Annotated in this window: 28 protein-coding genes and 1 tRNA gene; 18 read left to right on the top strand and 11 right to left on the bottom strand. The window is 66.7% G+C overall.

The annotated features are described in order from the left end of the window. From ABGB17_RS20935 to ABGB17_RS20925, 3 genes are all read right to left on the bottom strand, one after another. Window positions 1–854, bottom strand: an 854-nt coding sequence (locus ABGB17_RS20935; RefSeq protein ID WP_347632008.1) for an NB-ARC domain-containing protein, incomplete at its 3' end; no start/stop codon positions are given. Window positions 855–975: 121 nt separating this feature from the next. Then, entirely contained in the window at window positions 976–1,398 is a 423-nt protein-coding gene (locus ABGB17_RS20930; RefSeq protein ID WP_347632006.1) for a hypothetical protein, read from the bottom strand. Window positions 1,399–2,176: 778 nt separating this feature from the next. Then, window positions 2,177–2,581 (bottom strand): ATP-binding protein, encoded by a 405-nt coding sequence (locus ABGB17_RS20925; protein WP_347632004.1) that lies wholly within the window; start codon window positions 2,579–2,581, stop codon window positions 2,177–2,179. 153 nt (window positions 2,582–2,734) lie between these two features. Between ABGB17_RS20925 and ABGB17_RS20920 the strand changes: the two genes are divergently transcribed. From ABGB17_RS20920 to ABGB17_RS20880, 9 genes are all read left to right on the top strand, one after another. Continuing rightward, complete coding sequence (locus ABGB17_RS20920; protein WP_347632002.1) at window positions 2,735–3,043, top strand: antibiotic biosynthesis monooxygenase; 309 nt, start codon at window positions 2,735–2,737, stop codon at window positions 3,041–3,043. Further along, a complete protein-coding gene (locus ABGB17_RS20915) occupies window positions 3,040–4,242 on the top strand; it encodes a helix-turn-helix domain-containing protein (protein WP_347632000.1) in 1,203 nt (400 codons plus the stop codon). The genes ABGB17_RS20920 and ABGB17_RS20915 overlap by 4 nt, the downstream gene beginning before the upstream one ends. A gap of 324 nt (window positions 4,243–4,566) precedes the next feature. Continuing rightward, the gene (locus tag ABGB17_RS20910; protein ID WP_347631998.1) at window positions 4,567–4,905 is read left to right on the top strand and encodes a hypothetical protein; all 339 of its coding nucleotides are present in this window, start codon (window positions 4,567–4,569) and stop codon (window positions 4,903–4,905) included. Continuing rightward, window positions 4,898–6,280: an FtsK/SpoIIIE domain-containing protein gene (locus tag ABGB17_RS20905; RefSeq protein ID WP_347631996.1), complete on the top strand. Its 1,383-nt coding sequence runs from the start codon at window positions 4,898–4,900 to the stop codon at window positions 6,278–6,280. The genes ABGB17_RS20910 and ABGB17_RS20905 overlap by 8 nt, the downstream gene beginning before the upstream one ends. Before the next feature lie 6 nt (window positions 6,281–6,286). Beyond that, entirely contained in the window at window positions 6,287–6,934 is a 648-nt protein-coding gene (locus tag ABGB17_RS20900) for a DUF2637 domain-containing protein (protein WP_347631994.1), read from the top strand. Between the two features lie 14 nt (window positions 6,935–6,948). Beyond that, on the top strand, window positions 6,949–7,404 hold the full coding sequence (locus tag ABGB17_RS20895; RefSeq protein WP_347631992.1) for a hypothetical protein: 456 nt from the start codon (window positions 6,949–6,951) through the stop codon (window positions 7,402–7,404). Between the two features lie 131 nt (window positions 7,405–7,535). After that, window positions 7,536–8,882, top strand: coding sequence for a replication initiator (locus tag ABGB17_RS20890; RefSeq protein WP_347631990.1), 1,347 nt, complete (start codon window positions 7,536–7,538; stop codon window positions 8,880–8,882). Next, complete coding sequence (locus tag ABGB17_RS20885; RefSeq protein WP_347631988.1) at window positions 8,872–9,054, top strand: helix-turn-helix domain-containing protein; 183 nt, start codon at window positions 8,872–8,874, stop codon at window positions 9,052–9,054. The genes ABGB17_RS20890 and ABGB17_RS20885 overlap by 11 nt, the downstream gene beginning before the upstream one ends. Further along, a complete protein-coding gene (locus ABGB17_RS20880; protein ID WP_347631986.1) occupies window positions 9,054–10,286 on the top strand; it encodes a site-specific integrase in 1,233 nt (410 codons plus the stop codon). The genes ABGB17_RS20885 and ABGB17_RS20880 overlap by 1 nt, the downstream gene beginning before the upstream one ends. A gap of 545 nt (window positions 10,287–10,831) precedes the next feature. Here the strand turns inward: ABGB17_RS20880 and ABGB17_RS20875 are convergent. From ABGB17_RS20875 to ABGB17_RS20860, 4 genes are all read right to left on the bottom strand, one after another. Beyond that, a complete protein-coding gene (locus tag ABGB17_RS20875) occupies window positions 10,832–13,570 on the bottom strand; it encodes a tetratricopeptide repeat protein (RefSeq protein ID WP_347631984.1) in 2,739 nt (912 codons plus the stop codon). 296 nt (window positions 13,571–13,866) lie between these two features. Further along, window positions 13,867–14,295, bottom strand: a complete 429-nt coding sequence (locus ABGB17_RS20870) for an NUDIX hydrolase (RefSeq protein ID WP_347631982.1) — start codon at window positions 14,293–14,295, stop codon at window positions 13,867–13,869. A gap of 5 nt (window positions 14,296–14,300) precedes the next feature. Further along, window positions 14,301–15,194, bottom strand: a complete 894-nt coding sequence (locus ABGB17_RS20865; protein ID WP_347631980.1) for a DMT family transporter — start codon at window positions 15,192–15,194, stop codon at window positions 14,301–14,303. A gap of 15 nt (window positions 15,195–15,209) precedes the next feature. Next, window positions 15,210–15,986, bottom strand: a complete 777-nt coding sequence (locus ABGB17_RS20860) for a GntR family transcriptional regulator (RefSeq protein WP_347631979.1) — start codon at window positions 15,984–15,986, stop codon at window positions 15,210–15,212. A 365-nt stretch (window positions 15,987–16,351) separates the two neighbouring features. Here ABGB17_RS20860 and ABGB17_RS20855 point away from each other — a divergent pair, with 365 nt between their 5' ends. From ABGB17_RS20855 to ABGB17_RS20815, 9 genes are all read left to right on the top strand, one after another. Then, window positions 16,352–16,663, top strand: coding sequence for a hypothetical protein (locus ABGB17_RS20855; protein WP_347631978.1), 312 nt, complete (start codon window positions 16,352–16,354; stop codon window positions 16,661–16,663). After that, window positions 16,660–17,028: a hypothetical protein gene (locus ABGB17_RS20850; RefSeq protein WP_347631977.1), complete on the top strand. Its 369-nt coding sequence runs from the start codon at window positions 16,660–16,662 to the stop codon at window positions 17,026–17,028. Before ABGB17_RS20855 ends, ABGB17_RS20850 begins: the two co-directional genes overlap by 4 nt. A 320-nt stretch (window positions 17,029–17,348) precedes the next feature. Further along, window positions 17,349–18,134, top strand: coding sequence for a GntR family transcriptional regulator (locus tag ABGB17_RS20845; RefSeq protein ID WP_347631976.1), 786 nt, complete (start codon window positions 17,349–17,351; stop codon window positions 18,132–18,134). A gap of 114 nt (window positions 18,135–18,248) precedes the next feature. Further along, complete coding sequence (locus tag ABGB17_RS20840) at window positions 18,249–18,662, top strand: plasmid replication, integration and excision activator (protein ID WP_347631975.1); 414 nt, start codon at window positions 18,249–18,251, stop codon at window positions 18,660–18,662. A gap of 95 nt (window positions 18,663–18,757) precedes the next feature. Continuing rightward, window positions 18,758–20,182 (top strand): FtsK/SpoIIIE domain-containing protein, encoded by a 1,425-nt coding sequence (locus ABGB17_RS20835; RefSeq protein WP_347631973.1) that lies wholly within the window; start codon window positions 18,758–18,760, stop codon window positions 20,180–20,182. Continuing rightward, window positions 20,179–20,337 (top strand): hypothetical protein, encoded by a 159-nt coding sequence (locus ABGB17_RS20830; RefSeq protein ID WP_347631971.1) that lies wholly within the window; start codon window positions 20,179–20,181, stop codon window positions 20,335–20,337. Before ABGB17_RS20835 ends, ABGB17_RS20830 begins: the two co-directional genes overlap by 4 nt. A gap of 50 nt (window positions 20,338–20,387) precedes the next feature. Further along, window positions 20,388–22,019, top strand: coding sequence for a replication initiator (locus ABGB17_RS20825; protein ID WP_347631969.1), 1,632 nt, complete (start codon window positions 20,388–20,390; stop codon window positions 22,017–22,019). Continuing rightward, window positions 22,016–22,270, top strand: coding sequence for a helix-turn-helix domain-containing protein (locus ABGB17_RS20820; RefSeq protein ID WP_347631967.1), 255 nt, complete (start codon window positions 22,016–22,018; stop codon window positions 22,268–22,270). The genes ABGB17_RS20825 and ABGB17_RS20820 overlap by 4 nt, the downstream gene beginning before the upstream one ends. Beyond that, window positions 22,267–23,406 carry a site-specific integrase gene (locus tag ABGB17_RS20815; RefSeq protein ID WP_347631965.1) on the top strand — a complete coding sequence of 380 codons (1,140 nt, stop codon included), beginning with the start codon at window positions 22,267–22,269 and terminating at the stop codon, window positions 23,404–23,406. Before ABGB17_RS20820 ends, ABGB17_RS20815 begins: the two co-directional genes overlap by 4 nt. A 62-nt stretch (window positions 23,407–23,468) precedes the next feature. Here ABGB17_RS20815 and ABGB17_RS20810 read toward each other — a convergent pair. The 4 genes from ABGB17_RS20810 to ABGB17_RS20795 form a co-directional block, all read right to left on the bottom strand. Then, window positions 23,469–23,541 (bottom strand) — tRNA-Ala (locus ABGB17_RS20810). 14 nt (window positions 23,542–23,555) lie between these two features. Further along, window positions 23,556–24,278, bottom strand: coding sequence for an HAD family hydrolase (locus ABGB17_RS20805; protein WP_347631963.1), 723 nt, complete (start codon window positions 24,276–24,278; stop codon window positions 23,556–23,558). A gap of 57 nt (window positions 24,279–24,335) precedes the next feature. Next, window positions 24,336–24,455, bottom strand: a complete 120-nt coding sequence (locus ABGB17_RS20800) for a DLW-39 family protein (protein WP_347631961.1) — start codon at window positions 24,453–24,455, stop codon at window positions 24,336–24,338. Window positions 24,456–24,772: 317 nt separating this feature from the next. Beyond that, window positions 24,773–25,168: a DUF3224 domain-containing protein gene (locus ABGB17_RS20795; protein WP_347631959.1), complete on the bottom strand. Its 396-nt coding sequence runs from the start codon at window positions 25,166–25,168 to the stop codon at window positions 24,773–24,775. Window positions 25,169–25,173 lie beyond the last annotated feature (5 nt).

The raw sequence follows: 25,173 nt of genomic DNA, 5'->3' as shown, positions 1-25,173 counted from the left end.
GGCCATCGCCTTGGTTCTCCTTCGATCGTGGAACATCGAAAAGGATCACGCGATGGCCGTCCTCGTTTCACGACGCCACGCTGACTACCAGCCGAAACTCGTACACCACCTCCGTGGACGCAACCCATCCGGGCGGGAGTCCGGCGCAGCAGCTCAAGGTACTGGCGGGGGTCGAGGTCCTCTTGGCGGATGTAGGCGGCGGCCTGTTCCAACGCCAGCGGCAACCGGCCCAACTCCTCGGCGATCGCCTGCACCGACTCCCGGTCATCGGGATCGCCGCGTCCGCTGACGCTGACGATCAACTCGGCTGCGGACTTCTCGTCCAGCACATCCACCGCGATCGACGCGGTTCCGGGCCAGTAGACCTGACGTCGTGTGGTGATCAGCACATGCCCACCGGTCAGCCAATCCAGCCACTGACGTACGTCGGCCGGATCGTTGACGTTGTCCAGCACCACCAGCCACCCCGGGTGGGCCTGTAACCAGGTCAACGCCCACTGCGCCGCCTGATCCACATCGCCGAGCTGCCCCACCGGCGGATGCAACGCCGCCGCCAGCTTGGCAAACTCCTGCTTGATGTCCTCAGGCTGCTCAGCGGTGATCCACCAGGCCACCGGGTACCGATCCCGGTGCGCGTGAGCGAACTGCCGGACCAGCTCCGATTTACCCACCCCGCCCATGCCGTGTACCACCTGGCGGACCACCACCTGATCGGCATCACCGGCCAGCAACCCCTCCAACCTCTCCAACGTCTCAGCACGGCCGACGAACCGCGCCGCACGCGGCGCCTGAAGCCGGCGGACCGGGGAGTCCACCTTCACCGCAGTGGCCGAAACCACTGCTTCAGCCATCATGATCGGTGAATGGTTTCCGGTAGTCACTGGCCCATTGATGTTCCCCGCCGCAGATACTCCACGGTCCGATGCCGTGCTGCGGGCAGGGGGATCGCAATTCAGCCGCTCCGCCACCGGTGCTTCACCGGCCGGTGATCGGTGAGTGGTCTCCGGTGGTCACCGGACCGGTGATGTCCCGGCCGGCGGCCACTCCTCGGCCGGACGCGCGCACCTGTGCACCGGTGTCCTTGACCGCCTGGCCCACCAGCGCACGGACCTCATCAACCAGGGCCTGATCTGTGGCCAGCAGCTTTTTCATCTGTACCCGGAGCGCCGCCTGAAGATCCCCATCATCGGGACTGGCGGCAAGATCGGTAACCGCCTCCGGGGCATCCTTTTCAGACGCGACCCCGAAGATCCGTTGCAGGATCTTGCGGCCCCACCCGACCGTGGCGTCGGCTGCTTCTTCCTGGGCCTGGGCCAGGACCGCGCCCCCGTACGCGCTCACCGCCGCCGTCACATACGGCGATAACTCCTCCACCAGAGCCACCAAATCCCCGCTCATCGGCGCACCCATTCCCCTCCGGCACGCGACGCCCCCCAGTGATGTGACCATCACATCCCGTCAACAAACAATCTAATCCCCACAGACCGCACACGCTGCCCGATCCCGGCACCACACCACTGCCACCAAATCGCCTCAGACATTGGGTGCAAGACTCCCCGCACGAAGCGACCAGCGGCACCACACGTAACCGATGGCAAGGCCCGACGAAGTCGGGCCGCGGCAGCCGATCGCCCCAACCACAACCAGCGCCAACCGAAGTCAGCGATCGTCACACCTCAACCAGCCCCGACGCTGATCTAGCCTCCGCCCAGTAGCGCCGAATCGTGCGCCTTTACTCGTCTCGGGGCGTCCCTCCTGAGCGGCAAAGCGCGTGGGCGGTGCGGGCCGCGACCGGCCGAAGAGCCGCAGCGCGGCCCGCGACCGCCCAACGCGCGGCGGGCCGCCACAGGCGGCACGCCCTTGAAGACGTAGAGAAAGTTCTCATCCGGAGAGTGCAGGGCGCTGACTTATCTTGAAGTGTCGCGGCCTTCGGGTGCCCGTGATCTGCTGCTTCGCCGGTTGTTTCTGCGCGCCGTTCACTGTCGCGGTTGGGGTCTGGTCAAACGTTGGCGCACTTGATGGCGGACGATGCGCTCAGCCAGTTCTTGGGGGGTGTTGGCGGTGAGCGTGGTGGTGCGGCCATGGAGGGCGTACCACCGGTAGGCGAAGGGGTTGTAGAGGAAGGCCCAGTGGGGGAAGCGTTCACGGAGGGCGTGTAAGGCAGGGGGGACGCTGGTCATGGGGTAGGTGGGGGTAGTTGGACCCAGACGATGCGGCCGGCGGCGTCGCCGTTGACTCCCCAGGCGGTGGTGAGGGCGGTTACGAGGTGGAGGCCTCGGCCGCCTTCGCGAGCGGGGGTGCGGATGCCGAATGCTATTGGGCCGCCTTGGTCGGCGATCTCTATGTAGGCGGTGCCGTCGGGGTGGTGTTTCACGGTGGCGGTGAAGATGCCGCCGGGTTGTCCGGTGCGGGTGTGTTCGACGGCGTTGGTGGCGAGTTCGCTGGCGATGAGGTCGGCGTCTGGGTGGTTGGGGAGATGGGCCTGGACGAAGCGGCGGGCCGCGCGTACCTGCTCAGTTTTCCCGGGGAAGGTCTGGTGCCATTCTCCGGTGCCTTCATGGCTGTTTGGGGGTGGGGTCACGCGGGCTCACCTCGCGATCTAGCAGGTCAGAGGCACTCATCTATGCCTGGTACTTAAAGTACGAGTACAGTACTTAGAGTGCAAGCCACTTGCGGTACTTGCCACGCACAATAAGTACTGCTCTGGTAGAGGCTGCGACGAAGGAGGACGTTCATGTTCGGTCTGATGGTCCGATTCACCTGTAAGGACGAGGCGAGCGCCGCGGCGTTTGATCAGTTGGTCGGCGAGACCATCGAGAAGATCCGCGAAGAAGAGCCGGGGACGCTGGTGTACGCGTCCCACCTGGTGGAGGGGCAGCCGCTCCAGCGGATCTTCTACGAGCTGTACCGGGACCGGTCGGCGTTCGACGCGCACGAGGAGCAGGAGCACACCCGGCGATTTCTCGCGGCCCGGGATGAGCTGCTGGCCTCGGTCGAGGTCGACTGGCTGTCCCTCCAGACCGGTAAGGGAACGGCAGGGTGAGTACCGAGTATCAGCGAGCGCTGGGGCGGCGCATCGCCCAGGAGCGGAAGCGGCGTGGCTTGTCACAGCCGGAGCTGGCGCGGCTGGTCGATCGGTCGGTGGCCTGGATCTCTCAGGTGGAGCGTGGCGTGCGCAAGGTCGACCGCATGTCCGTCCTGGAGAAGGTCGCGGAGGCGCTGGACATACCGTTGTCGGAGCTGGCGGCGGAGGCGCCGGTGGTCGCGGCCTCTGCTGAGGAGATACCAGGGACGGCCGGTCTACGCCTGGTGCTGTCGGGGGCTCATTCGCTGCGGGCCATGCTGCACTCGGCACCTGTTCCGGCCACATCGGAGATCAAGCCGCGGGTCGATCGGGCCTGGGAACTGACGCACGAGAGCCGATATGTGGAGCTGGCCGACTTGCTGCGTGGCCTGGTTCCTGCGCTTGAGACCGCTGCCCGCTCGTCTTCTGAGGAACGGCGAGCGGAGATGTTCGAGCTGCTCGCGGTGACCTATCAGGCATGCTCGGCGGCGCTTGCCAAGCTTGGTGAGCCTGAGGCCGCGTGGATCGCTGCTGACAGAGCGATCGTCGCGGCGGAGCGAGCGGGTGACCCCATGATGATGGCGGCCGGCGCTTTCCGGCTCGGCTTCGTCTTCCTGGGGGCACGTCATTTCGACCAGGCGGAGGAGACAGCGCGGACGGCTGCTGAGGCGCTGTGGTTCATGGTCGACCAGGGCAAGCCTGAGGCCATGTCGTTGTGGGGTGGTCTCACCTTGCAGCGGGCCGTGGCAGCGTCCCGGTTGAACGAGGCCGATGCCGCCTACCAGCATCTGGCGCGGGCTCGCGAGGTCGCGGAGCGACTGGAAGAGGGACGCAACGACTACAACACCGAGTTCGGGCCGGCCAACGTCGCGCTTCATGAGGTGGCCGTGGCGGTCGAACTCGGAGACGCCGGTCACGCGCTTCGGGTCGGGACGTCGGTGGACACCTCGTCGCTCTCCGCTGAACGGCGCGCTCGGCTCCAGATCGACCTTGCCCGTGCACACGCCCAGCGGCGCCAGGTCGAAGAGGCGGTAGCCGCACTGCTGGAGGCAGAGACCATCACACCGGAGCAGATACGGAACCACCGAATCACCTATCAGCTGGTGTCCGATTTGCTGACCATGCAAGACCCGCCATCCTCTGAGCTGCGGGAACTTGCCGACCGCGTGGGAGCGTAGAAAAAGTACGTGCACTAATACTAAAAGTACTAGCAGATACTCGCGGTGCGAGGTAGCGTTTGTGTTGACGCTGAAGCTCTCCTGGACAGGAGGTGACAGCCCAACGCAAACGCTCTTCTGCGTTTCAGGGCAACTACAGGAAGACCGCTCACAGAGAGCGGAAACAGGCCACACATGAAAGTGGCCTGAGCGGGAGACCCGCCCAGGCCGGATGCGGTCAGCACCCTAGTTGGCGCTTCGATGCTATCGCGTCCGATTCTGAGGTCGTGCGATCTCCCTCGTCCCTAACGCCTGCTCAGCAGGCCGACGAGAGGTGTATTCAGCATGCGCAACATCCCCATCCCGGTCGACGTCTCCCGGCTCCAGTTCATCTGCGTGAAGGCCCCGTGCCCGCGCATCGTGAACAAGGAGACCGGCGAACTCAAGACCGACAAGGCCAGCGGCCAGACCGTCTACGAAGTCCTGTTCTCGGTGGAGGACGCCTTCGGCAAGATCGAGCTGGTCAAGATCGGCGTTGTGGGGGAACCCCAGGTTCTTCCCGGCAACGAGGTCAAGCCTGTCGGCCTGGTCGGCTATGTGTGGGAACTGTCGGGGCGCTGGGGCATCGCCTACCGCGCCTCGGCACTGCTTACCGCCACCACCGCGGAGGCCCGTGGTGTCTGACGGTCTCCTCCTGACGCTCGGATTCCTGGCCGCCGCGGCGGCCGGGCTCTGGGCCTGGCGCCGTTGGCACCGCCGGTCTTTCTGGCTGTGCCTGGGCTACCCGCTGACCGCCATCAAGATCCGCCTCACCTGGCGCAAGGTCGCCCTGGGCTGCGGCCTGACCAAGAAGCGACAGCGCTTCTGGTTCACCACCGTCCCCGGCCTGGTCTCCTCAACCGGTCTCGTCCGCGTCAAACGACGCTTGCAACGGGTCGCGGTCGACACCAAACCGTGGATGTGGCTCCCCATGCCGACACGTCACGGCTGGCGCGTCACCGTCCGCCTTCTGGAAGGGCAGATCCCCGAGGACTACATCGCGGTCGCCGAGCGGCTCGCGCACTCCTGGCGCGTACACGCTGTACGTGTCTCATCGCGGAAGCGGGGTCGCATCACCCTGGCCGCGACCATCCGAGACCCGTTGGTCCGGATCGAACAACTCCCGGTCTCGACCGAACTCCTCAAGGTCACTGTCGGCCGGTTGGAGACCGGCTCCCCGTGGGTCATCGACTTCCGGACGGTCCCACACTGGCTCAACGCCGGCGCCACCCAGTCAGGTAAGTCGAACCTGGCCAACGCTCTGATCATCGGACTGTCCCCCCAACCGGTGGCACTCGTCGGCTTCGACCTCAAGGGCGGGGTGGAGTTCACGCCCTACGAACCTCGCCTGTCGGCCCTGGCCACCTCTCGCGCCGAATGCGTTCAACTCCTTGACGACTTGGTCGCGCTGATGGTGGACCGGATGGCGGCCTGCCGTACCGCCGGGGCACGCAACATCTGGCAGTTGTCCGGTGACCGGCGGCCGGTCCCGGTGGTGGTCCTGGTCGACGAGTTGGCCGAACTGTACTTGATGGCCGACAAGTCCGAGAAAGACGAGATCGCCAAGACTTCGACGGCCCTGCTGCGGGTCGCTCAGCTCGGGCGCGCGTTCGGGATCTACCTGTTCTGCTGCGGCCAACGCATCGGCTCCGATCTCGGCCCTGGCGTGACCGCGCTGCGCGCTCAGTGCTCGGGGCGGATCTGCCATCGGGTCAACGATCCCGAAACCGCGACCATGACCCTCGGCGACCTCGACCCCGCGGCCCTGGTCTCCGCACGCGCCATCGCCTCCGAAACCCCCGGCGTCGCGATCGTGGCCGGCCAAGACGGCCAGTGGTACCGGGCGCGCTCCTTCTATGTCTCCGAGCAAGCCGCCGAAGTCACGACCCGCACCTACGCCGGTCTCACTCCATCCTGGGCGGACGTCATGGCCGGTACCCACCACGCACAGGTCACCGATGCCGACCTCGCCGAGTTCTTTGATCCTGAAACCGCCGTCCTGGAACACGGGAAGAGCTGACCCGCCATGCGACGCCTGGCCTCCTGGCTGCTGGACTCTGGTCCTGTCCTGGTCCTGGCGCTGATCGCCGGTGCCGGTTCCTTCTCCCACGTACGGGAGACAGCGGTGGAGCACGGGCAGACCGGTGCGATGGCCTGGGCGGTGGCCGTGTGCATCGACCTGACCTGCGTCATGGCGGCCCGTGAACGGCAACGCGACAAGAAGACCGGCCGCAAACGGACCGGCCCGCTCTCCTGGCCGACCTGCGTCCTCGTCGCCGGAATCGTCCTGTCACTGGCCGCCAACCTCCACCAGGCCGAACCCTCGGTGTGGGGCTGGCTGACCGCCGCGACACCTGCGGCAGCCTTCCTCGTCGCCGTCTCGATGCTGGAACGCAGAGCGACCGGCCCCCGTCCCGAACCTTCCCCGCCCTCGACGGTCTCCGCGCCGGCCACTGCGGTTCCAAGCCTCCTGGCTTCTTCCGATGGCGCCCAGGGCGATGCCACCGAACCCTCATCAGCGCTCCTCGACTACGCCCGGCGCGTAGCCGACGAACACCACGCCAAGCACGGCAACCCCATCACCCTCGACCTGCTGCGCGCCCGGCTGGGCGTGTCCAGCCAACTCGCCACCGACCTACTCCGCCATCTGCCCACCGCACCGGGAACCTCGTGAAGGGAGCATCACCGATGCCTGCCGACACCGACCACCACACGGCCTTCATCTCCGGACTGCGACAGCTGGCCACCTTCTTGGAGGCTAACCCCGAAGTCCCCGTACCGAGACACTCCACGAGCATCGCTTACTTCCCCCAGCGCACGACCGATGCAGACATGTGCGCTGAGATCGACCGGATCGCCGCCTTGTGCGGCACGAAGATCGACCCCGAATCTCTGACGCACGACCACTACGGAACCGCTCTGTGCTTCGGGCCGATTCGCTACGAGGCATTCGCGATCCTCGCCAACGCCCGCGCCCGGCACAACGCCGTCGTCAACCCTCAGGGCTGCGTCACCCCCGACACCAAGACCGAACCGCTTCCGGTGATCCATTACCGCTGCTGCACCTGCAACGGGACCGGCATCAACGGCGACAACCAGACCTGCCTCGACTGCGACGGCACCGGTATCGACCTCGGCGCATAGCCGTAAGCGCCCCCCGCGTGGCCACACAACCGCCAAGTTCCGCGCCACGCCGGGGGCCATCCCCACAGATCGCTCTGCAAAGGACGGAACCCATCTTGCCCAACCTGACCGATCCACACGCGGTAGCCGGGATGATCGCCCGGCTCCGTGATCCCCACTACGAGCGCTGGGCCTCCCAGATCCGCCGGACCGGTGGCTGCCACCAGCCCATCCACCTGCGTGGCAAGGTCGAACATTGGGATCTCGCGACCGGCACGCTCCTCCACCGCTACAGCACGCACCTGGAGCCGGACGGCGTACTGCGGGTGGCCTGCAAGACCAGGCGCGCGACCCGCTGCCCATCCTGCGCCGAGACGTACCGGGCCGACACCTACCAGCTCGTCCGCGCTGGCCTGGTCGGCGGCAAGGGCGTCCCGGACTCGGTGAGCGCTCACCCGTGCCTGTTCGTCACCCTCACCGCGCCGTCCTTCGGCACGGTACATGTCAGGCGAGAGAAGAACGGCAAGGCCCTGCCCTGTCACGCTCGCCGCGACGCCGAGACGTGCCGGCACGGCCGGGTCATGTCCTGCACCGTCCGGCATGGGGCCGACGAACCGCGCCTCGGCGAACCGCTGTGCCCGGAGTGTTACGACTACGCGGGCTCGGTGCTGTTCAACGCCATGTCCCCGGAGTTGTGGCGGCGCTTCACCCAAGCGCTGCGCAGGCGCATCGCCAAGAACGCCGGCCTGACCCAACGGGATCTCAAGGAACAGGCTGTCATCTCCTTCGCCAAGGTGGCCGAGTACCAGCGGCGCGGGGTCGTCCACTTTCACGCCGTGATCCGCCTCGACGGACCGGAGGGACCGGCCACGGCTCCCCCGGCCTGGGCGACACCCGGCCTCATGACGGACGCGGTACGGCATGCCGCCGCTGCGGTCGCCGTGACGGTTCCGTACGTCCCGGGTGAACGTACACGGATCTTCCGGTGGGGCGATCAGCTCGACGTCCGGCAGATCACGATGGGCGGTGACCTCTCCGACCAGGCCGTGGCCGCGTACATCGCCAAGTACGCCACCAAGGCGGCCGAATGCGTCGGCACGCTCGACCGGCGCATCAACCTGCTCGATGATCTGGCCGCCCTGCCGATCCGCGACCATCCCCGGCGGCTGATCGCCGAGTGCTTACGCCTCGGCGTCCGCGACGAACTGGCCGACTTCAGGCTCGCGCAATGGGCTCACATGCTGGGCTTCCGCGGGCACTTCTCCACGAAGTCGCGGCGCTACTCCACCACCCTCGGGGACCTCCGCGCGGCACGCGCCGATCACATGCGCCAGGAACAGATCAGCACCGGACGCCTCCCTCTCTTCGAGGAAGACACCGTGTTCGTCACGTCCCATTGGGACTACGCCGGACGGGGCCTCTCGGCCGGTGAACGGCTCCTCGTCGCTGCCCTGACCAGTACTCGTCTCATCGATTCAGGAGGTGGCCATGAGTCCTAGGTTGCTCACCGTCCCTCAGGTCATGGCCGCTCTTCAGGTCAGCCGGTGGACGCTCTATCAGCTCATGAACTCCGGCGAACTCGACTCGATCGTGGTCGGCGTGCGCTGCCGTCGCATCCCGGAATCCGCGCTGGACGACTACCTGGCCCGGCTCTGCGAGGAGGCGGCTTGATGGCCAAGCGCGCGAACAGTGAGGGTTCGATCTTCGCTTACAAGACCGGCTACGCGGGCTATGTCTGGGTCACCACGCCGGACGGCAAGAGGACCCGCAAGTGGTGTTACGGCAAGACCCGCGAGGAGACATACGAGAAGTGGATCAAGCTCCACGAGCAGGCACGCAAGGGGCCGGTGGTCACCAGGTCCCCCAAGCTCTCTGACTACCTGGCCGACTGGCTAAAGAACGTCGTGGAACCCAACCTCGCACCCAAGACCGCCGCCAACTACGAGATGTTCGCTCGGCTCTACATCACTCCTGCCCTCGGGGCGAAGCGGCTCGACAAGCTGACCGTGAAGGACGTACAGACCTGGGTGAACAAGATCCGGACCCTGTGCCAGTGCTGCGCCCAGGGCAAGGACGCCGCCCGACCCAAGACGCACAGCAACCCCAAGCGCCGACAGCAATGCTGCGCGGTGGGGAAGTGCTGCATGTCCAAGCCTTCGGAGTGGACGGTGCACGACGCGTACATGACACTGCGTGCCGCGCTGAGCAACGCCGTACGGGAGGAGGTGCTGAGCCGCAACGTCGCGGCCAACGTCAGGATGCCGATGCCGCGCAAGCGCAAGGTCAAGCCGTGGACGGTCGATGAGGCGCGGGCCTTCCTGGAGTCCGCCCGCACCCGCGAAGACCCCATGTACCCGGCCTACGTCCTGGTCCTGGTGCTCGGGCTGCGCCTGGGGGAGGTCCTCGGACTGCGATGGGAGGACGTCGACCTCACCAACACCGAGATGACCATCGGCTGGCAGCTCCAGCGGGTCGCCGGCAAGCTGCTGCACCGCCAGACCAAGACGGATGCCTCCGACGCGACGTTGCCGTTTCCCGAGATCGTGACGGCGGCGCTCCGTGCCCGTCAACGGGCACACGAGGAAGCCCGCAAGGCCGCGGGGGAGTCATGGCAGGAGACCGGGCTCGTGTTCACCACTGCGAGCGGTCGACCGGTCGAACCGTCGAACTTCCGGCGCAGCTTCGCTGGCGCCTGCGCCAAGGCCAAGGTTCGCAGGGTCCACGTGCACGCCACCCGCAAGACCTGCGCCTCCCTGCTCGTCGCGCTCGACGTCCACCCGCGCGTGGCGATGCAGATCCTCCGGCACAGCCAGATATCGGTCACGATGAACGTCTACAGCGAGGTTTCCACGGAGGAGACACGCAACGCGCTCAAGAAGCTGGGTGACCGGCTGGATTCGTAGCCGTTGCTGTATTTCCGTGCTGTACACAGCGAAAAAGGCCACTTCCCGATCATGGGAAGTGGCCTTTGACCTGGGGTGGAGCCTAGGGGATTCGAACCCCTGACTTCCTGCTTGCAAAGACGCATGCCGATCTTGTCTAAGCTGCGGACACACAGCTCAGCGCGCCGAACAGACTCCCCGGGAGTGCCCGTCACTCCCCCTTGATCACCACCCCATCGGGCACGCAACGGGCACGCTCACTGGGCCGTCCCCTGGTCCTCCCCCGTCCTCCTCGTCGCTGCTGCCCCCAGGGCGAGGTCGCCGTGTCAAGGGTCAACGAAGTTGATCGCGCAGCGACGCCGAAGGCGCCCTTGACTCGGTGGCCTCAACCGGGACACTCAAACAGCGAGGAGGATGGAACCTGCGGATTAAAGGGGCTCGGATGATCATGGTTCCAGACAGTCCAGTCCGCTCCTCGCGGGCTCTCTCGCTCGGCCCGTTGTGACATCCTGCTTCAGCTGCAAATCGGCCTAGACCCTGTGAAAACGCGTATCGGCGATTTTCGATCAAGCATTAGGCGAGCGAAGAGGTGGGTCATCCAGGGATTGCTGCACGTATGCAGCTGCTTCGGAATGGCCATAGTCGATGGCCTGCCGGAAAGCTGCCTGGGCACCCTCGACATCCCCCCGCTCGGCCAGCAGGCTCCCAAGGTTGACCGCCGCTGCTGGCGCATGCTGGATGTGGCCGGAGTCGATGGCCCGCTGATAGGCGATCAGGGCACCCTCGACGTCCCCCTTCTGATTGAGCAAAACCCCCAAATTAAACGTCGCTGCCGGCGCATGGTCGATGTGGCCGGAGTCGATAGCCAGTTGATAGGCGGCCCGGGCACCCTCAGCATTCCCCTGCTCAGCCAGCAGGACCCCCAGGCCAAGCGCTGCCGTCGGCAGGTGGTCGGCCTCGTCAGAGTCGATGGCCCGTTGATAGGCGGCTCGGGCACCCTCTACGTCCCCTTGCTCGGCCAGCAGGACCGCAAGGCCGAGCGCTGCTTTCGGTGCCTGGTCAACGTGGCCGGAATCGATCACCTGCCGGAAGGCGGTCAGGGCCCTCTCGACGTCCCCCCGCTCGGCCAGCAGGACCCCAAGGTTGACCGCCGCTGCCGGTGCCTCGTCGACGTGGCCGGAATCGATCACCTGCCGGAAGGCGGTCAGGGCACCCTCGACGTCCCCCCGCTCGACCAGCAGGAGCCCCAGGAAGGACCCCGCTGCCGATGCATATTCGATGTGGCCGGAGTCGATGGCCTGCTGGTAGGCCGCCCGGGCCCCCTCGACGTTCCCCTGATCGGCCAGCAAGCCCCCCAGGAAGGTCGCCGCTGCCGGCGCATGATCGGCGTGGCCGGAATCGATAGCCCACTGGAAGGCCGCCCGAGCCCCCTCGACGTCCCCGTGCCGATCGAGCAAGCCCCCTAAATAGATCGCCGCTGCCGGTGCACGGTCGGCGTGGCCGGAATCGATGGCCTGCTGGAAGGCCGCCTGGGCACCCTCGACGTTCCCCTGATCGGCCAGCAAGCCCCCTAAGAAGAACGCCGCTGCCGGCGCATGATCGGCGTGGCCGGAATCGATGGCCTGCTGGTAGACCGCCTGGGCACCCTCGACGTTCCCCTGATCGGCCAGCAAGCCCCCTAAGAAGAACGCCGCTGCCGGCGCATGATCGGCGTGGCCGGAATCGATGGCCTGCTGGAAGGCCGCCTGGGCACCCTCGACGTCCCCCTGATCGGCCAGCAAGCCCCCTAAGAAGAACGCCGCTGCCGGCGCATGATCGGCGTGGCCGGAATCGATGGCCTGCTGGAAGGCCGCCTGGGCACCCTCGACATCCCCCTGATCGGCCAGCAAGCCCCCCAGTAAGGACGCCGCTGCTGATGCTTTGTCGACTTCGTGGCATGCCATGGCTTTACGGGCTGCGGTGATCGCGTGGTTGATCTGCTTGCGCAAGTAGGCGGCCACGGCGACGGCCAGGGCATCGAAGGGGGTGATGAGGCTGAGCAGTTCGGGCCACATCTCATCGGGGATTGGGCGCGGAGGGTGATCGGTAAGCGTGCCTTCGTCGGCGGAGATCGCGTGGTCGAATACGACCCACCCGCTTTGCCCCGCCTTATGCTCGTCGCCCGCCGGGGATGCGGTCGGAGTGAGCAGTGCCACCTGAGAGGCGATCGGGCGGGCTGCCCACTGGTGCAAGCCGTTGCGAAAGGCGATGGTGGTGGCGGGCATTCCGGCGCGGATGAGCGGGAGATACACAGGGAACAGCCGGTGAAGTTCGGCTTGGGTGATGGGCCGGTTCATCCCGATGCGCCGCCAGTCCACCGCTGCCTGTACCAGCGCACATCCGGCGGGGTCATCGTCTTGCCCGGCCCGGTATCTGGCGATCAGTTCGGCGCCGCCGACCAGGGTTTCGGCGATGCTGCCGCGAAATACTTCCGCCGGGTACAGGCGTTTTGCCTGTTGGTGTTCCTGCGGGGTGGGGGGCCGGAAGGTTAGTTCGTGGTTGTGGGCGCGTTCTACGGCGGTGCGGGCGGTGCGGGTGATGTCGCCACCGGAGGTCAGAATCTGGCTGCGGCGTTTGGCGGTGATGGTGGCGGCCAGCACGGCCCGGCCGCAGATCGCGTCCAGTACGGGGGAGGTGAGGGCTTCGAGATCGGCGGCGGTTAGATCATCCAGGTAGACCAGGCTCGGTGTCTGTTGGCATCCGGGTAGGCCGCTGTGGACCAGTTCGGCTAGGGCCTGGCCGTTGACCGGGATCACCACCGGGGTGTCGGCGGGCAGGATGGCGCGTAGGGCTTCGGCCAGGATCCGGGATTTTCCGGCTTTGGTGGCTCCCCACACCAGCACGAACGGATACGGCGGCCCCGAGTTGGTCAACGCGGCGCGGATCTGCTCATCGTCGGGGATGCGAGGGATGTAGGGGGCGTTGCCGTCACGGGTGTAGCGGGTGGGGGTGGCGCCGAGTTGTACGTTGGTCACCTCCGCCAGTTGGGGCAGGCGGTGTGTGTTGCCTACGGCCAGAAGGGCGGTGCGGCGGCGGTGCTCTTGTTCCAGTGCTTCGGCCTGTCGCTGACGTTCCTCGACCCGGTGTCCGGCCATTGGCAGCACGATGGAGACCGTCAAAAGCACGAGCACGGCCAGAATCGACAAGGTCACGACTTGATCGCTTTGGCCGGGCAGTTGCATCACCATCGTTACCAGGGCGATCAACGCACCGTTGACAGCGGTTGCCGCGATGATCCAGTTCAGCAGATGACGGCGGGCCACCACCGACAGCCGACGTATCGAAGTGCCCGGGTGCGGAGTACGTGCCGCCTGTGGCATCCACTTCCGCCCTTCCCCTCTGACCCGTTGCGGGCAATTATCCATTCACGCGGCGAATCGGCATGCGAACTTAAAAAGCCGTGATCGCTGCAGCGTGGCCCGGAGCTGGCCGCGCGCGAGAACGGCCGAAGGCCGCATGCGCAGCGTGCGGACGAGCGCAGGGCCGCGCGGCGGCGCGAAGCGCCGCCTTGATACATAACAGCGAAATTCGGCAAGATCTTCGATGCTCTTGGCCGACTGCTTCAGAGCAGGTGTGTGCCGTCGTGGTGTCGGATAGCCGGCGTGGGGTCGTCGCGCATGGCGTCCAGGACGCGGACAGCGAAAGCTTCGGATGCGAGAGCGCGAACCTCGTCGGCGGTGATCCAGCGGAATGAACGGGCTTCGTCGGTTTCGGTGAGGGTGCCGCTGATGACCTTGCAGCGGAAGACCAGGGCGATGATGCCTCGGGTCATGTTCTTGTAGACGCCGGTGAGGGCGATGGGGTCGATGTCCAGACCGGTTTCCTCGCGGACTTCGCGGCGTAGGCCGGTGAGGATGTCTTCGTGGTGTTCGAGGACTCCTCCGGGGGCTTCCCAGTGGCCGTTGTCGCGGCGTTGGGTGAGGAGGGCTCGGCCTCGGTCGTCGATGATCACGCCTGCCACGCTGACGGAGTGCGTGTTGTGGTGATCCATCGGGATTACCTCCGGCGGTGTGGGTGGCTGCCTCGTCGAGTAAGGGCGACGCCGATGAGGACTACGAGCATGCCGGCGGTGATGGGGATGGTGATGGGCTCGTTGAGGATGGCGGCGCCGAGGATGACGGCGACTACCGGGAGGAGGTAGTTGACGGCGGAGGCGGTTGTTCCTTCGTCGGCGATGAGGCGGTAGTTCAGGACGTAGGCCGCGCCGGTGCCGAGTGCGCCGAGGATGGTGAGGGCTGTTAGGACGTCCCAGGTGAGGTTGGGTGGGTGGAGGCCGCCGGTGAAGGGGGTGATTAGGGCGAGTTGGGCGGTTGCGGTGATGAGTTGGGCGGTGGAGAGGGCTAGGGGTGGGTGGCCGCGGTTGGTGAGGTGGCGGGTCATGTAGACGTAGCTGATGCCGTAGCTGGCGGCGGCGGTGAGGGCGGCGAATCCGCCCCATGTGGTGATCTGCGAGGCGGATTGCCAGGGGGAGAAGATCAGGAGAGTGCCGAGGAAGCCGGTGAGCAGGCCGGTGAGTTTGAGGGGGGATGGGTGGCGCTCGGTGGCGGTGGTGATGGCGAAGAGGGTCGTCCATATGGGGGTGGTGGCGTTGAGGACGCCGGCGACGCTTGAGGTGATGTGTTGTTCGGCGATGGCGAAGAACGTGTAGGGGATGACGTTGGCGAACAGGGCGGCGATGGTGAGGTGCAACCATAGGGCCGGTTGTTTGGGGAGTTTGAGGTGTTGTGCGCGGGTGACGGCCAGCAGGACCAGTGCGCCTAGGGCGAGGCGGGTGAGGGTGATTTGTGTGGGGGTGGTGCCGCGTAGGGCTATGGCGATCCACAGGAAGTTCGATCCCCACAGCAGGGCGAGGGTTGCTAGGCGTAGCGTGCTGGCCGTGCTTATGGGCATGGTGGCTGCTCGGGGTTATTCGATGGGGGTGTCGTAGAGCAGGCCGGTGAGGTCGGCTCGCATGACGAAGCGGGTGAGTTCGTAGGGGTTGTGGTCCTGGTCGATGCTGAGGTGCAGGACGTCTAGGACGGGGACGGCTGGGGGTAGGTGGAGGTAGCGGGTTTCGTCGGGTTTGGGCATGCGGGCGCTGACGCTTTCGCGTAGCCGGGTCATGGTATGGCCGCGTTCTTCGAGGATGCCGTGGATGCCGTAGGGGTGACCTACTTCGGGGTTGAGCAGGCCGGTGCCTTCGGCGATGGTCCATGGGATGTAGGTGGTGACGCGGTGTACGGGGTCTTGGTCGGCGTAGAAGACGTTTTCGCGGACCAGGACGGAGGGTTCGCTCATCGGCAGGCGTAGGTGACGGGCCACTTCGGCGGACGGCTGGGTCTGCTCGATGCTGAGTACTTCGAAGCGGCCGGTCTTTCCTTGTTTGGCGCATTCCAGGAGGAAGGGGGAGAGTCCGGATTCGCGGTACTTGTGGGAGTAGCGGTCGTTGCCGAGTCGGATGAGGGGGGATTCGCGGCGGACGAACACGCCGCGTCCGTGCTCGGGGATGACCAGGCCTTCGTCGGTGAGCAGGCGGATTGCTTCGCGGGCGGTGTTGCGTGCGGTGCCGTATTGGCCGGCTAGTTCGCGTTCGGAGGGCAGGCGGGCGCCGGGGAGGAGTTCGCCGGTTTCGATGGCCTGGCGTAGGTCGTCGGCGATGCGGCGGCTTGGGAGTTGCCGTGCGTCGGGTCGTTGGGTGTTCATCAGTGCTCTCCCCGTCTTGAGTAGCAGCAGGCTACCGGATGGCTCACGCCATCTACTCAACAGGCTTGAGCCAGTAGGTGGTCATGTGCTCTACTGGCCACAGAGAGAAACTGGCTTGAGCCACTTTAACAGGTGGCTCAAGTAGGTGCAAGCACTCTGGTTCCTCGGGTCCGTTGAAGGCGGTGAAGCGTGATGGTCGATGACACCCCGTGCCCGTCATGTAAGGGACGGAGGTGGAAGTACGTCAGTCCTCGCCGTGGATTACTCGCCGTGGCCGGTGCGGTCGCTTCCTCCGCTCGGGTGCGGCAGCCGTGCTCCTCATGCTGGGATACCGCAGCGTCCGCCGGCGTCGATGAGGTGGCGTCGTGAGCGGCAGGCATCGGCCCGTGCAGGAGATCGGTTCGCAGGGGCGTCCGGTGGGGCGGCATCGGCCGGGACGGCGGCCGGAGAAGGTCACGCGGCGGAGGTTCGACGCTGATGCCATCGCTCAGGCGGCGATGCTCGACCAGCTCGAACCCGGATGGTTGGTGTGGTACGGGCCCTACTTCCGGCGGTTCTACGCCGTCGCGATGAGCGGCAAGGTGGGGCCGTTGTGTGTGACGGCGCGGTCGTGTGAGGCGTTGCGGACGCAGATGCGTGAGGCGGAAGCCGTGGTGCGGGTGGCGGTGAGGGCATGACCCTGCCTGAGGAGATCACGCCGCGGCGGGCCGTCGCACATCGCAGTGCGCTGAGCAAGCTGAGTGTCACTTTGCTGGCGGCCGGGTTGCGCTGTCTGCTGGTGGAACGGGTGCACCTGACGATCACCCGGTCCTACGGCCCTCGGGCCTACCTGCCGCCGTACCTGGAGGTGCGGAACAATCAACGCTTGGTGGCGACGGTCCGGGTGCACGATCGGATCGGGAAGCGGTCGCACTTCGTGATGACGTTGCCGGGCGGACTTGATGTCCAGATGGGTGAGGCCAAGGATGCCGACTCCCTCGCCGGCTACGTCCTTCAGGTCCCCGGCCTGCAACAGAGCGTGGACGATGCCGTCACACGGTGAGGACGTGCCGGTGTCGCTGGCGGGGCTGACCGATACCTACGGCCGTCACTGGGAGATCATGGATTCTGCGGGTGGCGGGTGGATTGCGGTGCGGCGGCATGGGGTAGCCGGTAGTGCGCTGGCGCGCGGGCTGTCCAACGTGCGGTGCGCCGAGACATTGACCGAGCTGGCCGGGCACCTGGCGAAGGAAGCGAAGTTGGAGCAACGGCCCCCGCGTTTCGCCGCGACGTCGGCTGTGGTGGTGCCCTCGCCTCGGCGGTCATCGCGCAGGGGGTGAGCGCACATCGTTCTAACGATCTTCTTGGGTTCGGCTAGGCAGCGTGGGTGCGGCTCAGTATCCTGACGATAAGTCGAGTAGTGGGGTAGTCATGTCAGTGTCCGATGGTGAATACGCGCCGCCGAAGTACGCGCAGATCGTGACCGCGATCCGGCGGAAGATCGAGGACGGCACCTACCCTCCGGGGTCGCAACTGCCCTCGGAGACGCAGCTCGTGCGGGAGTTCGCGGTGAGCCGGCCGACGGTGGTGCGTGCGCTTCAGGTGTTGCAGCTTCGCGGGATCATCGACCGTGAGCATGGCCGTGGGTCGTATGTGAAGGCGGCCCCGCCGGTCGGCCAGGGGGAGACCTCCCGGCCGGGTCGCGCGGTGCTCGATCAGGTCGAGACCGAAGAGGCGGCGGCGGTGCTGACCGCTGGCACGGCTCCGGCGCCGGCGAACGTGGCGGGGATGTTCTCCTTCCCTGCTGGGACGCCGATGGTGCGGCGTCAGGTGTTGCTCAGTGCGGCCGATGAGCCGTGTGAGCTGGTCACGTACTGGTGCCCGATGGAGATCGGGCAGAGTACCGACCTTGGTGGTGAACGACCGCTCACGGTCAATGTGCGGCAGCATCTTCAGGCGGTGGCGGGGGTGCGGCTGGAACACGTGGTGGAACGCCTGGCCGCGCGTCACCCGATGGCCGATGAGGCGAAGGTGTTCGACCTGGGGAAGACGGCGGCCGTGCTCGGGGTGGTGGCGCAGGTGTATGACTCGGCCGGCCGGTTGGTCCTGGTGGTGGAGATCGCGCTGCCGGGGGCGTTGCATGAACTGGAGGACTCCTACCCGCTGTGATGTGAGGTAGGTCACACAACTCCGGCGAAACCTGTTCGTCCGCTCAGGCGTTGCAGGAGTTAGCATCAGCTTGACAGTACGAGTTAGCGACAGAACGACAGGAGATCAACAGCTATGGCTATCCCGCACAACTTCCGCGTCACCTTCGATGAGGCGTTCCCGCACGGCTGCTACATGGTCGGGGAGGTCGAACAGGTCAAGGACTTCGAAGCGTCCACCGCGAGTAAGCCGGTGTTCGCCCGTGACAAGGCCACCGGTGAGTTCGTCTGGCAGGTCACGGTGGTCGACTGCGACCCCGAGGCGCGCGACAAGACGGTCAAGATCAAGGTCAGTTCCCCGGTGCGGCCGGTGCCCCCGGCGCCGCTGGCCGGGCTGCCGTTCATCCCGGTCGAGTTCGACGGCATGACCGTGACCCCCTGGCTCAACGGGCAGCGCATCGCCTACTCGGTCCGGGCCCGTGAGATGCGCGCTCCGCGTGCGGCCGGCAAGCCCTCGGCCGGTTCGGCTGCCGGTAAGGACGCGGCCTGACCGGTGTGGTGGGGCCGCTGGAAGCGGCAACTTCCGGCGGCCCCCAAAAACCTCTCCCCAACGACTCTCACATCACGGAAAGAGGCACCCAGCTTATGTTGCGCAAGCTCCCCGGAGATCACACCCGCGACATCGTCTCCACCGTCCCCACCCAGGTCGTGTTCCGGCCTGTCGTCGTCCCCACCCCCGCCATCGTCACCATCCTCGTCGCGCTGTTCCGGGCCGTGGCCGGGGTGGTGCGCACGGTGTGGCGTCACCCGGTCGCCTGCCTGGCCGCCGCTGTTCCGGCCGGGTTATGCCTGCTGTACGGCTGGCGTACCGGCCTGCTGGCGCCGGTGGCCGTGCTGTCGGCGCTGACCGGGTGGCGCTTCACCCACCCCGCATCGTTCACCCGGTGGGTCGGGCTTCGACTGGGGGCCTGGTGGGGCCTGGTGTGGGTGTACCGGCGACACTGGCAACCGGTCATGGTCGTCTCCGGCCTGGCCAAGCACATCGGTGGCCGGGAGTACCTCCCCCGGCTGCTCAAGGTCACCTGCACCCTGACCGCCGATGTGGTCCGCGTCAAGATGCTCGCCGGTCAGTCGGCCGACGCCTGGCAGGAGCGGGCCGACAATCTCGCTCACGGCTTCGCTCGGCCCCAATGCCGCGTCACGGTCGGCTCTCCTGGCCGGGTGGTGCTGACCTTCCCCCGGCAGGATGTGCTCGCCACCCCGATTCCGGCGCTGCCGATCCCTTCGGTTCCGGTGGTGGCGTCGGTGCCGATCGGGCTGCGGGAGGACGGCGCGCCGTACCTGCTCAAGCTGCACGGCACTCATGTCCTGGTGGCCGGCGCCACCGGTGCGGGGAAAGGGTCGTGGCTGTGGTCGGCCGTGCGTGGACTGCTGCCTGCTGCGGCGGCCGGGCTGGTCCAGTTGTGGGCGCTCGATCCCAAGCGGATGGAGCTGTCCTACGGACGTGCGCTGTTCGGCCCCCGGTATGCGGCCGATCCGGCGGACTGTGCCGACCTGCTCGAAGAGGCCGTCACCGTCATGCAAGAGCGCGCGGACCGGTACGCCGGCATCCAGCGCACCCACACAGCGACGACCGATGATCCGTTTGTTGTGGTGCTGGTGGATGAGGTGGCGTTCCTGACCGCCTACCAGACCGATCGCAAGCTCAAAGAACGCACCCTGGCCGCACTGGCGACTCTCACCACACAAGGCCGCGCCGTCGGCATAGCGATCGTCGCCGCGCTTCAGGACCCGCGCAAAGAGGTGCTGTCGATCCGCAACCTGTTCCCCGACAAGATCGCCCTGAGACTGGACGAACCCTCTCAGGTGGATCTCGTGCTCGGTGACGGGGCGCGTGACCGGGGTGCTTTGGCCGATCAGATCTCGTCCTATCCCGAGACTGGGGCCGGTGTTGGGTACGTGCGGCTGGAAGCCGACCCCGAACCGGTCCGGGTACGCGCCGCCTACGTCAGCGACACCGACATCCTCGCCATGGTCCGCCAATACGCCGGGACCGGTGAGGCCCGATGACGACCCTGGCGCACTTCCTGACCGGCCTGCGCTGCGAGGTCTGCCGATGCCTGGACGTGCTGTGGCTGGATCCGGTGCGCGGCGTCGTCGAGTGCCGCAACTGCCACCAAACCGCGCTGGTCGCCGTCGATGAGACCACGGGTGAGGCCCGGTGACCCACCCTGCCGACCGCACCATCCCCCGCGCCGTACGCGCGTCCATGCCGATGGCCCTGGACGTCATCGAGGAAGTAGCCCGGCAGCATGGCGTGTGTGTGCGGCCGGTTCCGCTCAAGCGCACCGACATCACCACCGGACAGGTCGAGTACGTCAACATCCCCTGCGGCGCCACCCTGGAAGCCAAGTGCGAACCCTGCGCCAAGCGGGCCGTGCAGCTACGTAAGGCGCAGTGCCGGGAGGGCTGGCACCTGGATGATGAACCGGTCGCCGAACCTGCCTCGCCGACCGAACGGCAGCGCTGGCTGATCGAAGAACGTGCCGACGCGCACACCGGCCGGGAGATGGCCCAGGAGTGGGGGGATGACCTCGCCTCGTGGGATGAGGCCATCACCATGATTGAGGACGAACTCGCCACCAGTGGTGTGCGTGGCACGGTGCTTCCGGCTGAGGGTAAGCCGCGGCGGTCCCGCTCCACGCGGCGGCGTCAGGACGCACCTGATCTGCCCAAGCGGCCTCGTGAGGATCGGACCGTGGGGCGGACGTTCGCCGCACCGGATGGCAGGGTGTACCGGCCGTCGCTGTTCATCACCCTCACCTGCGACACCTACGGCAAGGTCCGCCACGACGGCACACCGGTCGACCCGGCCACCTACGACTATGTCCGCGCCGCGCGGGACGCGATCCACTTCCCCAAGCTGGTGGACCGGTTCGTACAGAACCTCCGGCGGGTCGCCGGATACGACGTGCAGTACTTCGCCACCGTCGAACCCCAACGCCGGCTGGCTCCGCATCTGCACATGGCGGTGCGCGGCGCCATGCCACGAAGTGAAGTCAAGGCCGTTGCGGCGGCCACCTACCACCAGGTGTGGTGGCCTTCCTGCGACCGGGTCCGGTTCGACGGCGAACACCTGCCGGTCTGGGTTCCCGACGAACACGCCGCCGACCGCAGCGACGGGCAAGCCGGCGACTACCTCGACACCGACACCGGCGAACTACTGCCGACCTGGGAACAGGCACTCGACCAGCTCGGCACCGACCCCGACGCCGAACCACTGCACGTGGTCCGCCTCGGCCCACAGGTCGACGTCAAAGGCGTACTCGCCGGATCCCCCAGCGCGGACAAAGGCCTGACCTACCTGACCAAGTACCTCACCAAGTCACTGTCCACCTGCCACCAGGTCACCAGCGAGGCGCAACGCGCGCACCTGGAACGGCTGATGGCCGTACTGCGGTATGAGCCGTGCGCACCCACGTGTCCGAACTGGCTGCGCTACGGGGTCCAACCCAAGAACGCCAAGGCAGGGATGCGGCCGGGGGCATGCCGCAGTAAGGCGCACCGGTCCGAACACCTCGGCTACGCCGGACGGCGGGTCCTGGTCTCGCGCAAGTGGTCCGGCAAGACCCTGTCCGAACACAAGAACGACCGCCGGGCCTGGGTGCTGCAACAGCTCGGACTTTCGGCAACCGACGACCACGACGCTCCCGCTGACCCTCACCGGTACCTGTGGCGGCCGGTCAGCCCTGCCGACCACGACGTGCCACCACTGGCCGCACGCCTGCTCAAAGAGATCGCCAACCGGCAACGCTGGCGCGCCGCACTCGACCACGCACGAGCACGCGCGGACGGACAACCCATCGACGAACTTTCGGCAACTGAGGCAGTTGGGAGGGCGGCATGACCAGGAAGAGCGGCCAGGAGCCGGCGGCGCTGCTTCCGGAGTTGGCTCGGGGGCGGTTGCTCACGGTTCAACAGGCGGCCGAACGGCTGAACACCTCGGTTCGGTTCCCTCGTCGCCTGATCGAAGAGCGCCGGATCACCTTCGTGCACGTCGGCCGGAACGTCCGTATCCCCGAAGCGGCGTTGGAGGCGTTCATCGCGGCCGGAGTGGTCCAAGCGATCAACGTTTCGAGACGTAGGAGCGCGGTGTGACGACCAAGAGGCGGTTCGGCCGGGTCCGGAAACTGCCCTCGGGGCGGTGGCAGGCTCGTTATCCCGGTCCGGACGGAATCGATCGGCCTGCGCCGGATACGTTCGCGACCAAGAAAGACGCCGAGATCTGGCTGACCAGGCAAGAGGCCGCGATCTTGGATGACGAGTGGATCGATCCCGACGCGGGAAAGGTCTCGCTCGGCGAGTACGGGCGGACCTGGATCGATGAGCGGCCGAGACTGCGGCCACGCACCGTCGAGTTGTACGGCTATCTGCTCCGCGTGCACATCGCGCCAACTTTCGGGGACAGAGCGCTGAGCGACGTCAAGGACCCGCACGTGCGGCGGTGGCGTAAGAAGCTGCTCGACCAAGGCGTGAGTGAGGTCACGGCGGCGAAGGCGTACCGGCTGCTCAAGGCCATCTTCACGACGGCTGTGGATGATCAGCTCATCAAACGTAACCCGTGCCGGATCAAAGGGGCCGGTCAGGAGAACTCGGCAGAACGGCCGGTGCTCACGGTGGCTCAGGTCTACCGGCTCGCGGACGTCATCGAGCCGCGTTTCCGAGCGCTGGTGCTCCTGGCGACGTTCGGCAGTCTGCGGTGGGGTGAGCTGACGGGGCTTCGCCGGCGGGACGTCGACCTGACGGCCGGAACCGTGCGGGTGGAGCGGCAACTCATCCGCGTCACGGGTAAGGGGCTGGTGTTCACCGAACCCAAGTCCGCGGCCGGCAAGCGGACGGTCGTGATCCCTGAGCTGATCGTCAAGGACCTGGAAGAGCATCTGCGGTACTTCGCGCAAGGCGGGGATGAGGGGCTGATCTTCGCGGGGCCGGACGACGGGCCGCTGTGGAACAGCAACTTCAACCGGCGCTTCTGGGGTCGGGCTCTGGCTGCCGCCGGGCTTCCGAAGATCCACTTCCATGACCTCCGGCACACGGGCAACACGCTCGCGGCGAACGCCGGGGCGTCGATCCGAGAGCTGATGGATCGGATGGGGCACACGAGCACGCGCGCGGCGATGATCTACCAGCACGGGTCGCACGAGCGGCAACGTGAGGTGGCGCGGCAGCTCGACTCGCTCGCGCGGGGGCAGCTCACCAAGGCATCGGGCACGCAACGGGCACGAGGCGAGTGACAGGGTGGATGAAGCGGAAAACCCAGGTCGCCGCGTATGGGCTGACCTGGGTTTTCTTGCGGTGGAGCCTAGGGGATTCGAACCCCTGACTTCCTGCTTGCAAAGCAGGCGCTCTGCCGGCTGAGCTAAGGCCCCTTGGTAGGGAGAGCTTACCTGGCTGTGGTTACTACGGGGGTGGGGGTGGGGGTGGTGTCTAGGACCAGGGCGGGGAAGTCGGCTATGGAGTCGATGATTCTTGTGGCGCCGCCTCTCAGGAGGCGTTCGCGGCTGTGGACGCCTGTGAGGACGCCGGCGACTATGCGGGCGCCTGCCCTGGTGCCGCTCAGCATGTCGCTTTCTGAGTCGCCTGCTACGGCTACTTCTCGGACGGAGCCGATTTTGAGGCGGAGGACGGCGGTGAGGACCATGTCGGGCCAGGGGCGGCCGCGGCCGGCGTCTTCGGGGCAGAGGGCCAGGTCTACTTTGTCCATCCAGCCTACGGCGCTGAGGACGCGGCCTAGGGTGGCGCGGCTGAAGCCGGTGATCAGGCAGATCTTGATGCCGGCGGCGCGGAGTTTCTCCAGGGCTTCCACGGTGCCGGGGACGGGGTAGAGGCCGGCGCGTTCTATGGCGCCTTCGTAGGAGCGTTCGAAGGTGAGGTTGGCGGCTTGGGCTTGGGCCTCGTTGCCGGGGAAGATGCCGCGGAAGACTTCGATCTTGGGGTTGCCGCGAGAGTGGTGGACGTGGACCATGGCACGTGCGTACGCGCTGGTGCCGGGGACTATGCCCTGGGTGGCGATCGCCTCGGCGAAGGCCCGTTCCACCATGGAGATGTCGCCGATCGTGGTGCCGGCCAGATCAAGGCAGGCGAGTTTGATGGACGTGCCGGTCATGCCGTCGTCCTCACCGTGAACCGTAACCATCGACGCGCCCGCATCGTCAGCCGGTGGTCAGTTGTCGCCGCCGGTCGCCTCAGTCCACAGGTCGAGCTCGGCGCGGTCTGCCTTCACCTTGCGCCAGACCAGCAGACCACCGACGGCGAGGATCGCGAGGACGATCAGCTTCTTCACGGTGCAACCCCACTTCTCAACGGTCTCACCAGTAGCGGCTGAGACTACGCCGGGTTTCCAACAGATGATTGCAGCCTAGCAAGGGATCGGGTCGCACCTTTGGCCGCACGAGAAGCGGTTGCCGCCAATCTTCCGACAGGGAACCGTCTTCCCGACGTCTGCCGCACACCTCGGCGCGGTGTGATGGACTCGGAGGTTCTCCCTCTGAGACCTCCCTATGCCATTTTCTCGTTACTCGCCACCCCCTATAGGGGGTGAACCCCCTGACAGCGTCGGCCGTCCACAGCCTGTGGACGGCCGGGCGGCACGAGCGGAGGTCAGGGCAGTTCGTAGTCGAGGACGTAGGCGTGGCCGCCGTCCTCCTGGATGACGATGTCGCCGCCGCCGGTGACGCCCTTCAGCTCACCGGTGCCGGAGTCGGGCAGGATCGTCCAGCTCAGTGACCGCTCCCCCCCGGAGCCCGAGGCGGTGTGGTGCAGGACGAAGGAGCCCTTGCGCCCGTGTGCCGTGCCGGTGAAGCGCTCGAAGGCCACGTACGCGGCCGAGCCCTCCACCTGACCGGCGGCGGTGAGCAGATCGGCCGTACTGGTGCCTTCCAGGTCTCCATGGAAGGTCTTGGTGACGTGGACCCGGCCGATCGTGGCCCCTTCGCGGTCGTCGATGGTCTCCTGATCCCAGCTTTCGATGTGGAAGCCGCCGGTGGCGCGTGGCACGGATT

It is taken from the genome of Sphaerisporangium sp. B11E5 (assembly GCF_039871875.1).
Classification (GTDB): domain Bacteria; phylum Actinomycetota; class Actinomycetes; order Streptosporangiales; family Streptosporangiaceae; genus Sphaerisporangium.
Note: the sequence above shows the minus strand (reverse complement) of the source record. Positions and strands in the feature narration are given on the sequence as shown.

Excerpts from the sequence above, each read along its gene's own strand:
- ABGB17_RS20885 (WP_347631988.1), top strand. The coding sequence starts at position 8,872 with ATGAGTCCTAGGTTGCTCACCGTCCCTCAGGTCATGGCCGCTCTTCAG.
- ABGB17_RS20865 (WP_347631980.1), bottom strand. The coding sequence starts at position 15,194 with ATGCCCATAAGCACGGCCAGCACGCTACGCCTAGCAACCCTCGCCCTG.
- ABGB17_RS20880 (WP_347631986.1), top strand. The coding sequence starts at position 9,054 with ATGGCCAAGCGCGCGAACAGTGAGGGTTCGATCTTCGCTTACAAGACC.
- ABGB17_RS20870 (WP_347631982.1), bottom strand. The coding sequence starts at position 14,295 with ATGGATCACCACAACACGCACTCCGTCAGCGTGGCAGGCGTGATCATC.
- ABGB17_RS20830 (WP_347631971.1), top strand. The coding sequence starts at position 20,179 with ATGACGACCCTGGCGCACTTCCTGACCGGCCTGCGCTGCGAGGTCTGC.
- ABGB17_RS20835 (WP_347631973.1), top strand. The coding sequence starts at position 18,758 with ATGTTGCGCAAGCTCCCCGGAGATCACACCCGCGACATCGTCTCCACC.
- ABGB17_RS20860 (WP_347631979.1), bottom strand. The coding sequence starts at position 15,986 with ATGAACACCCAACGACCCGACGCACGGCAACTCCCAAGCCGCCGCATC.
- ABGB17_RS20895 (WP_347631992.1), top strand. The coding sequence starts at position 6,949 with ATGCCTGCCGACACCGACCACCACACGGCCTTCATCTCCGGACTGCGA.
- ABGB17_RS20920 (WP_347632002.1), top strand. The coding sequence starts at position 2,735 with ATGTTCGGTCTGATGGTCCGATTCACCTGTAAGGACGAGGCGAGCGCC.
- ABGB17_RS20890 (WP_347631990.1), top strand. The coding sequence starts at position 7,536 with ATGATCGCCCGGCTCCGTGATCCCCACTACGAGCGCTGGGCCTCCCAG.
- ABGB17_RS20840 (WP_347631975.1), top strand. The coding sequence starts at position 18,249 with ATGGCTATCCCGCACAACTTCCGCGTCACCTTCGATGAGGCGTTCCCG.
- ABGB17_RS20820 (WP_347631967.1), top strand. The coding sequence starts at position 22,016 with ATGACCAGGAAGAGCGGCCAGGAGCCGGCGGCGCTGCTTCCGGAGTTG.
- ABGB17_RS20850 (WP_347631977.1), top strand. The coding sequence starts at position 16,660 with ATGACCCTGCCTGAGGAGATCACGCCGCGGCGGGCCGTCGCACATCGC.
- ABGB17_RS20900 (WP_347631994.1), top strand. The coding sequence starts at position 6,287 with ATGCGACGCCTGGCCTCCTGGCTGCTGGACTCTGGTCCTGTCCTGGTC.
- ABGB17_RS20825 (WP_347631969.1), top strand. The coding sequence starts at position 20,388 with ATGGCCCTGGACGTCATCGAGGAAGTAGCCCGGCAGCATGGCGTGTGT.
- ABGB17_RS20910 (WP_347631998.1), top strand. The coding sequence starts at position 4,567 with ATGCGCAACATCCCCATCCCGGTCGACGTCTCCCGGCTCCAGTTCATC.
- ABGB17_RS20930 (WP_347632006.1), bottom strand. The coding sequence starts at position 1,398 with ATGAGCGGGGATTTGGTGGCTCTGGTGGAGGAGTTATCGCCGTATGTG.
- ABGB17_RS20805 (WP_347631963.1), bottom strand. The coding sequence starts at position 24,278 with ATGACCGGCACGTCCATCAAACTCGCCTGCCTTGATCTGGCCGGCACC.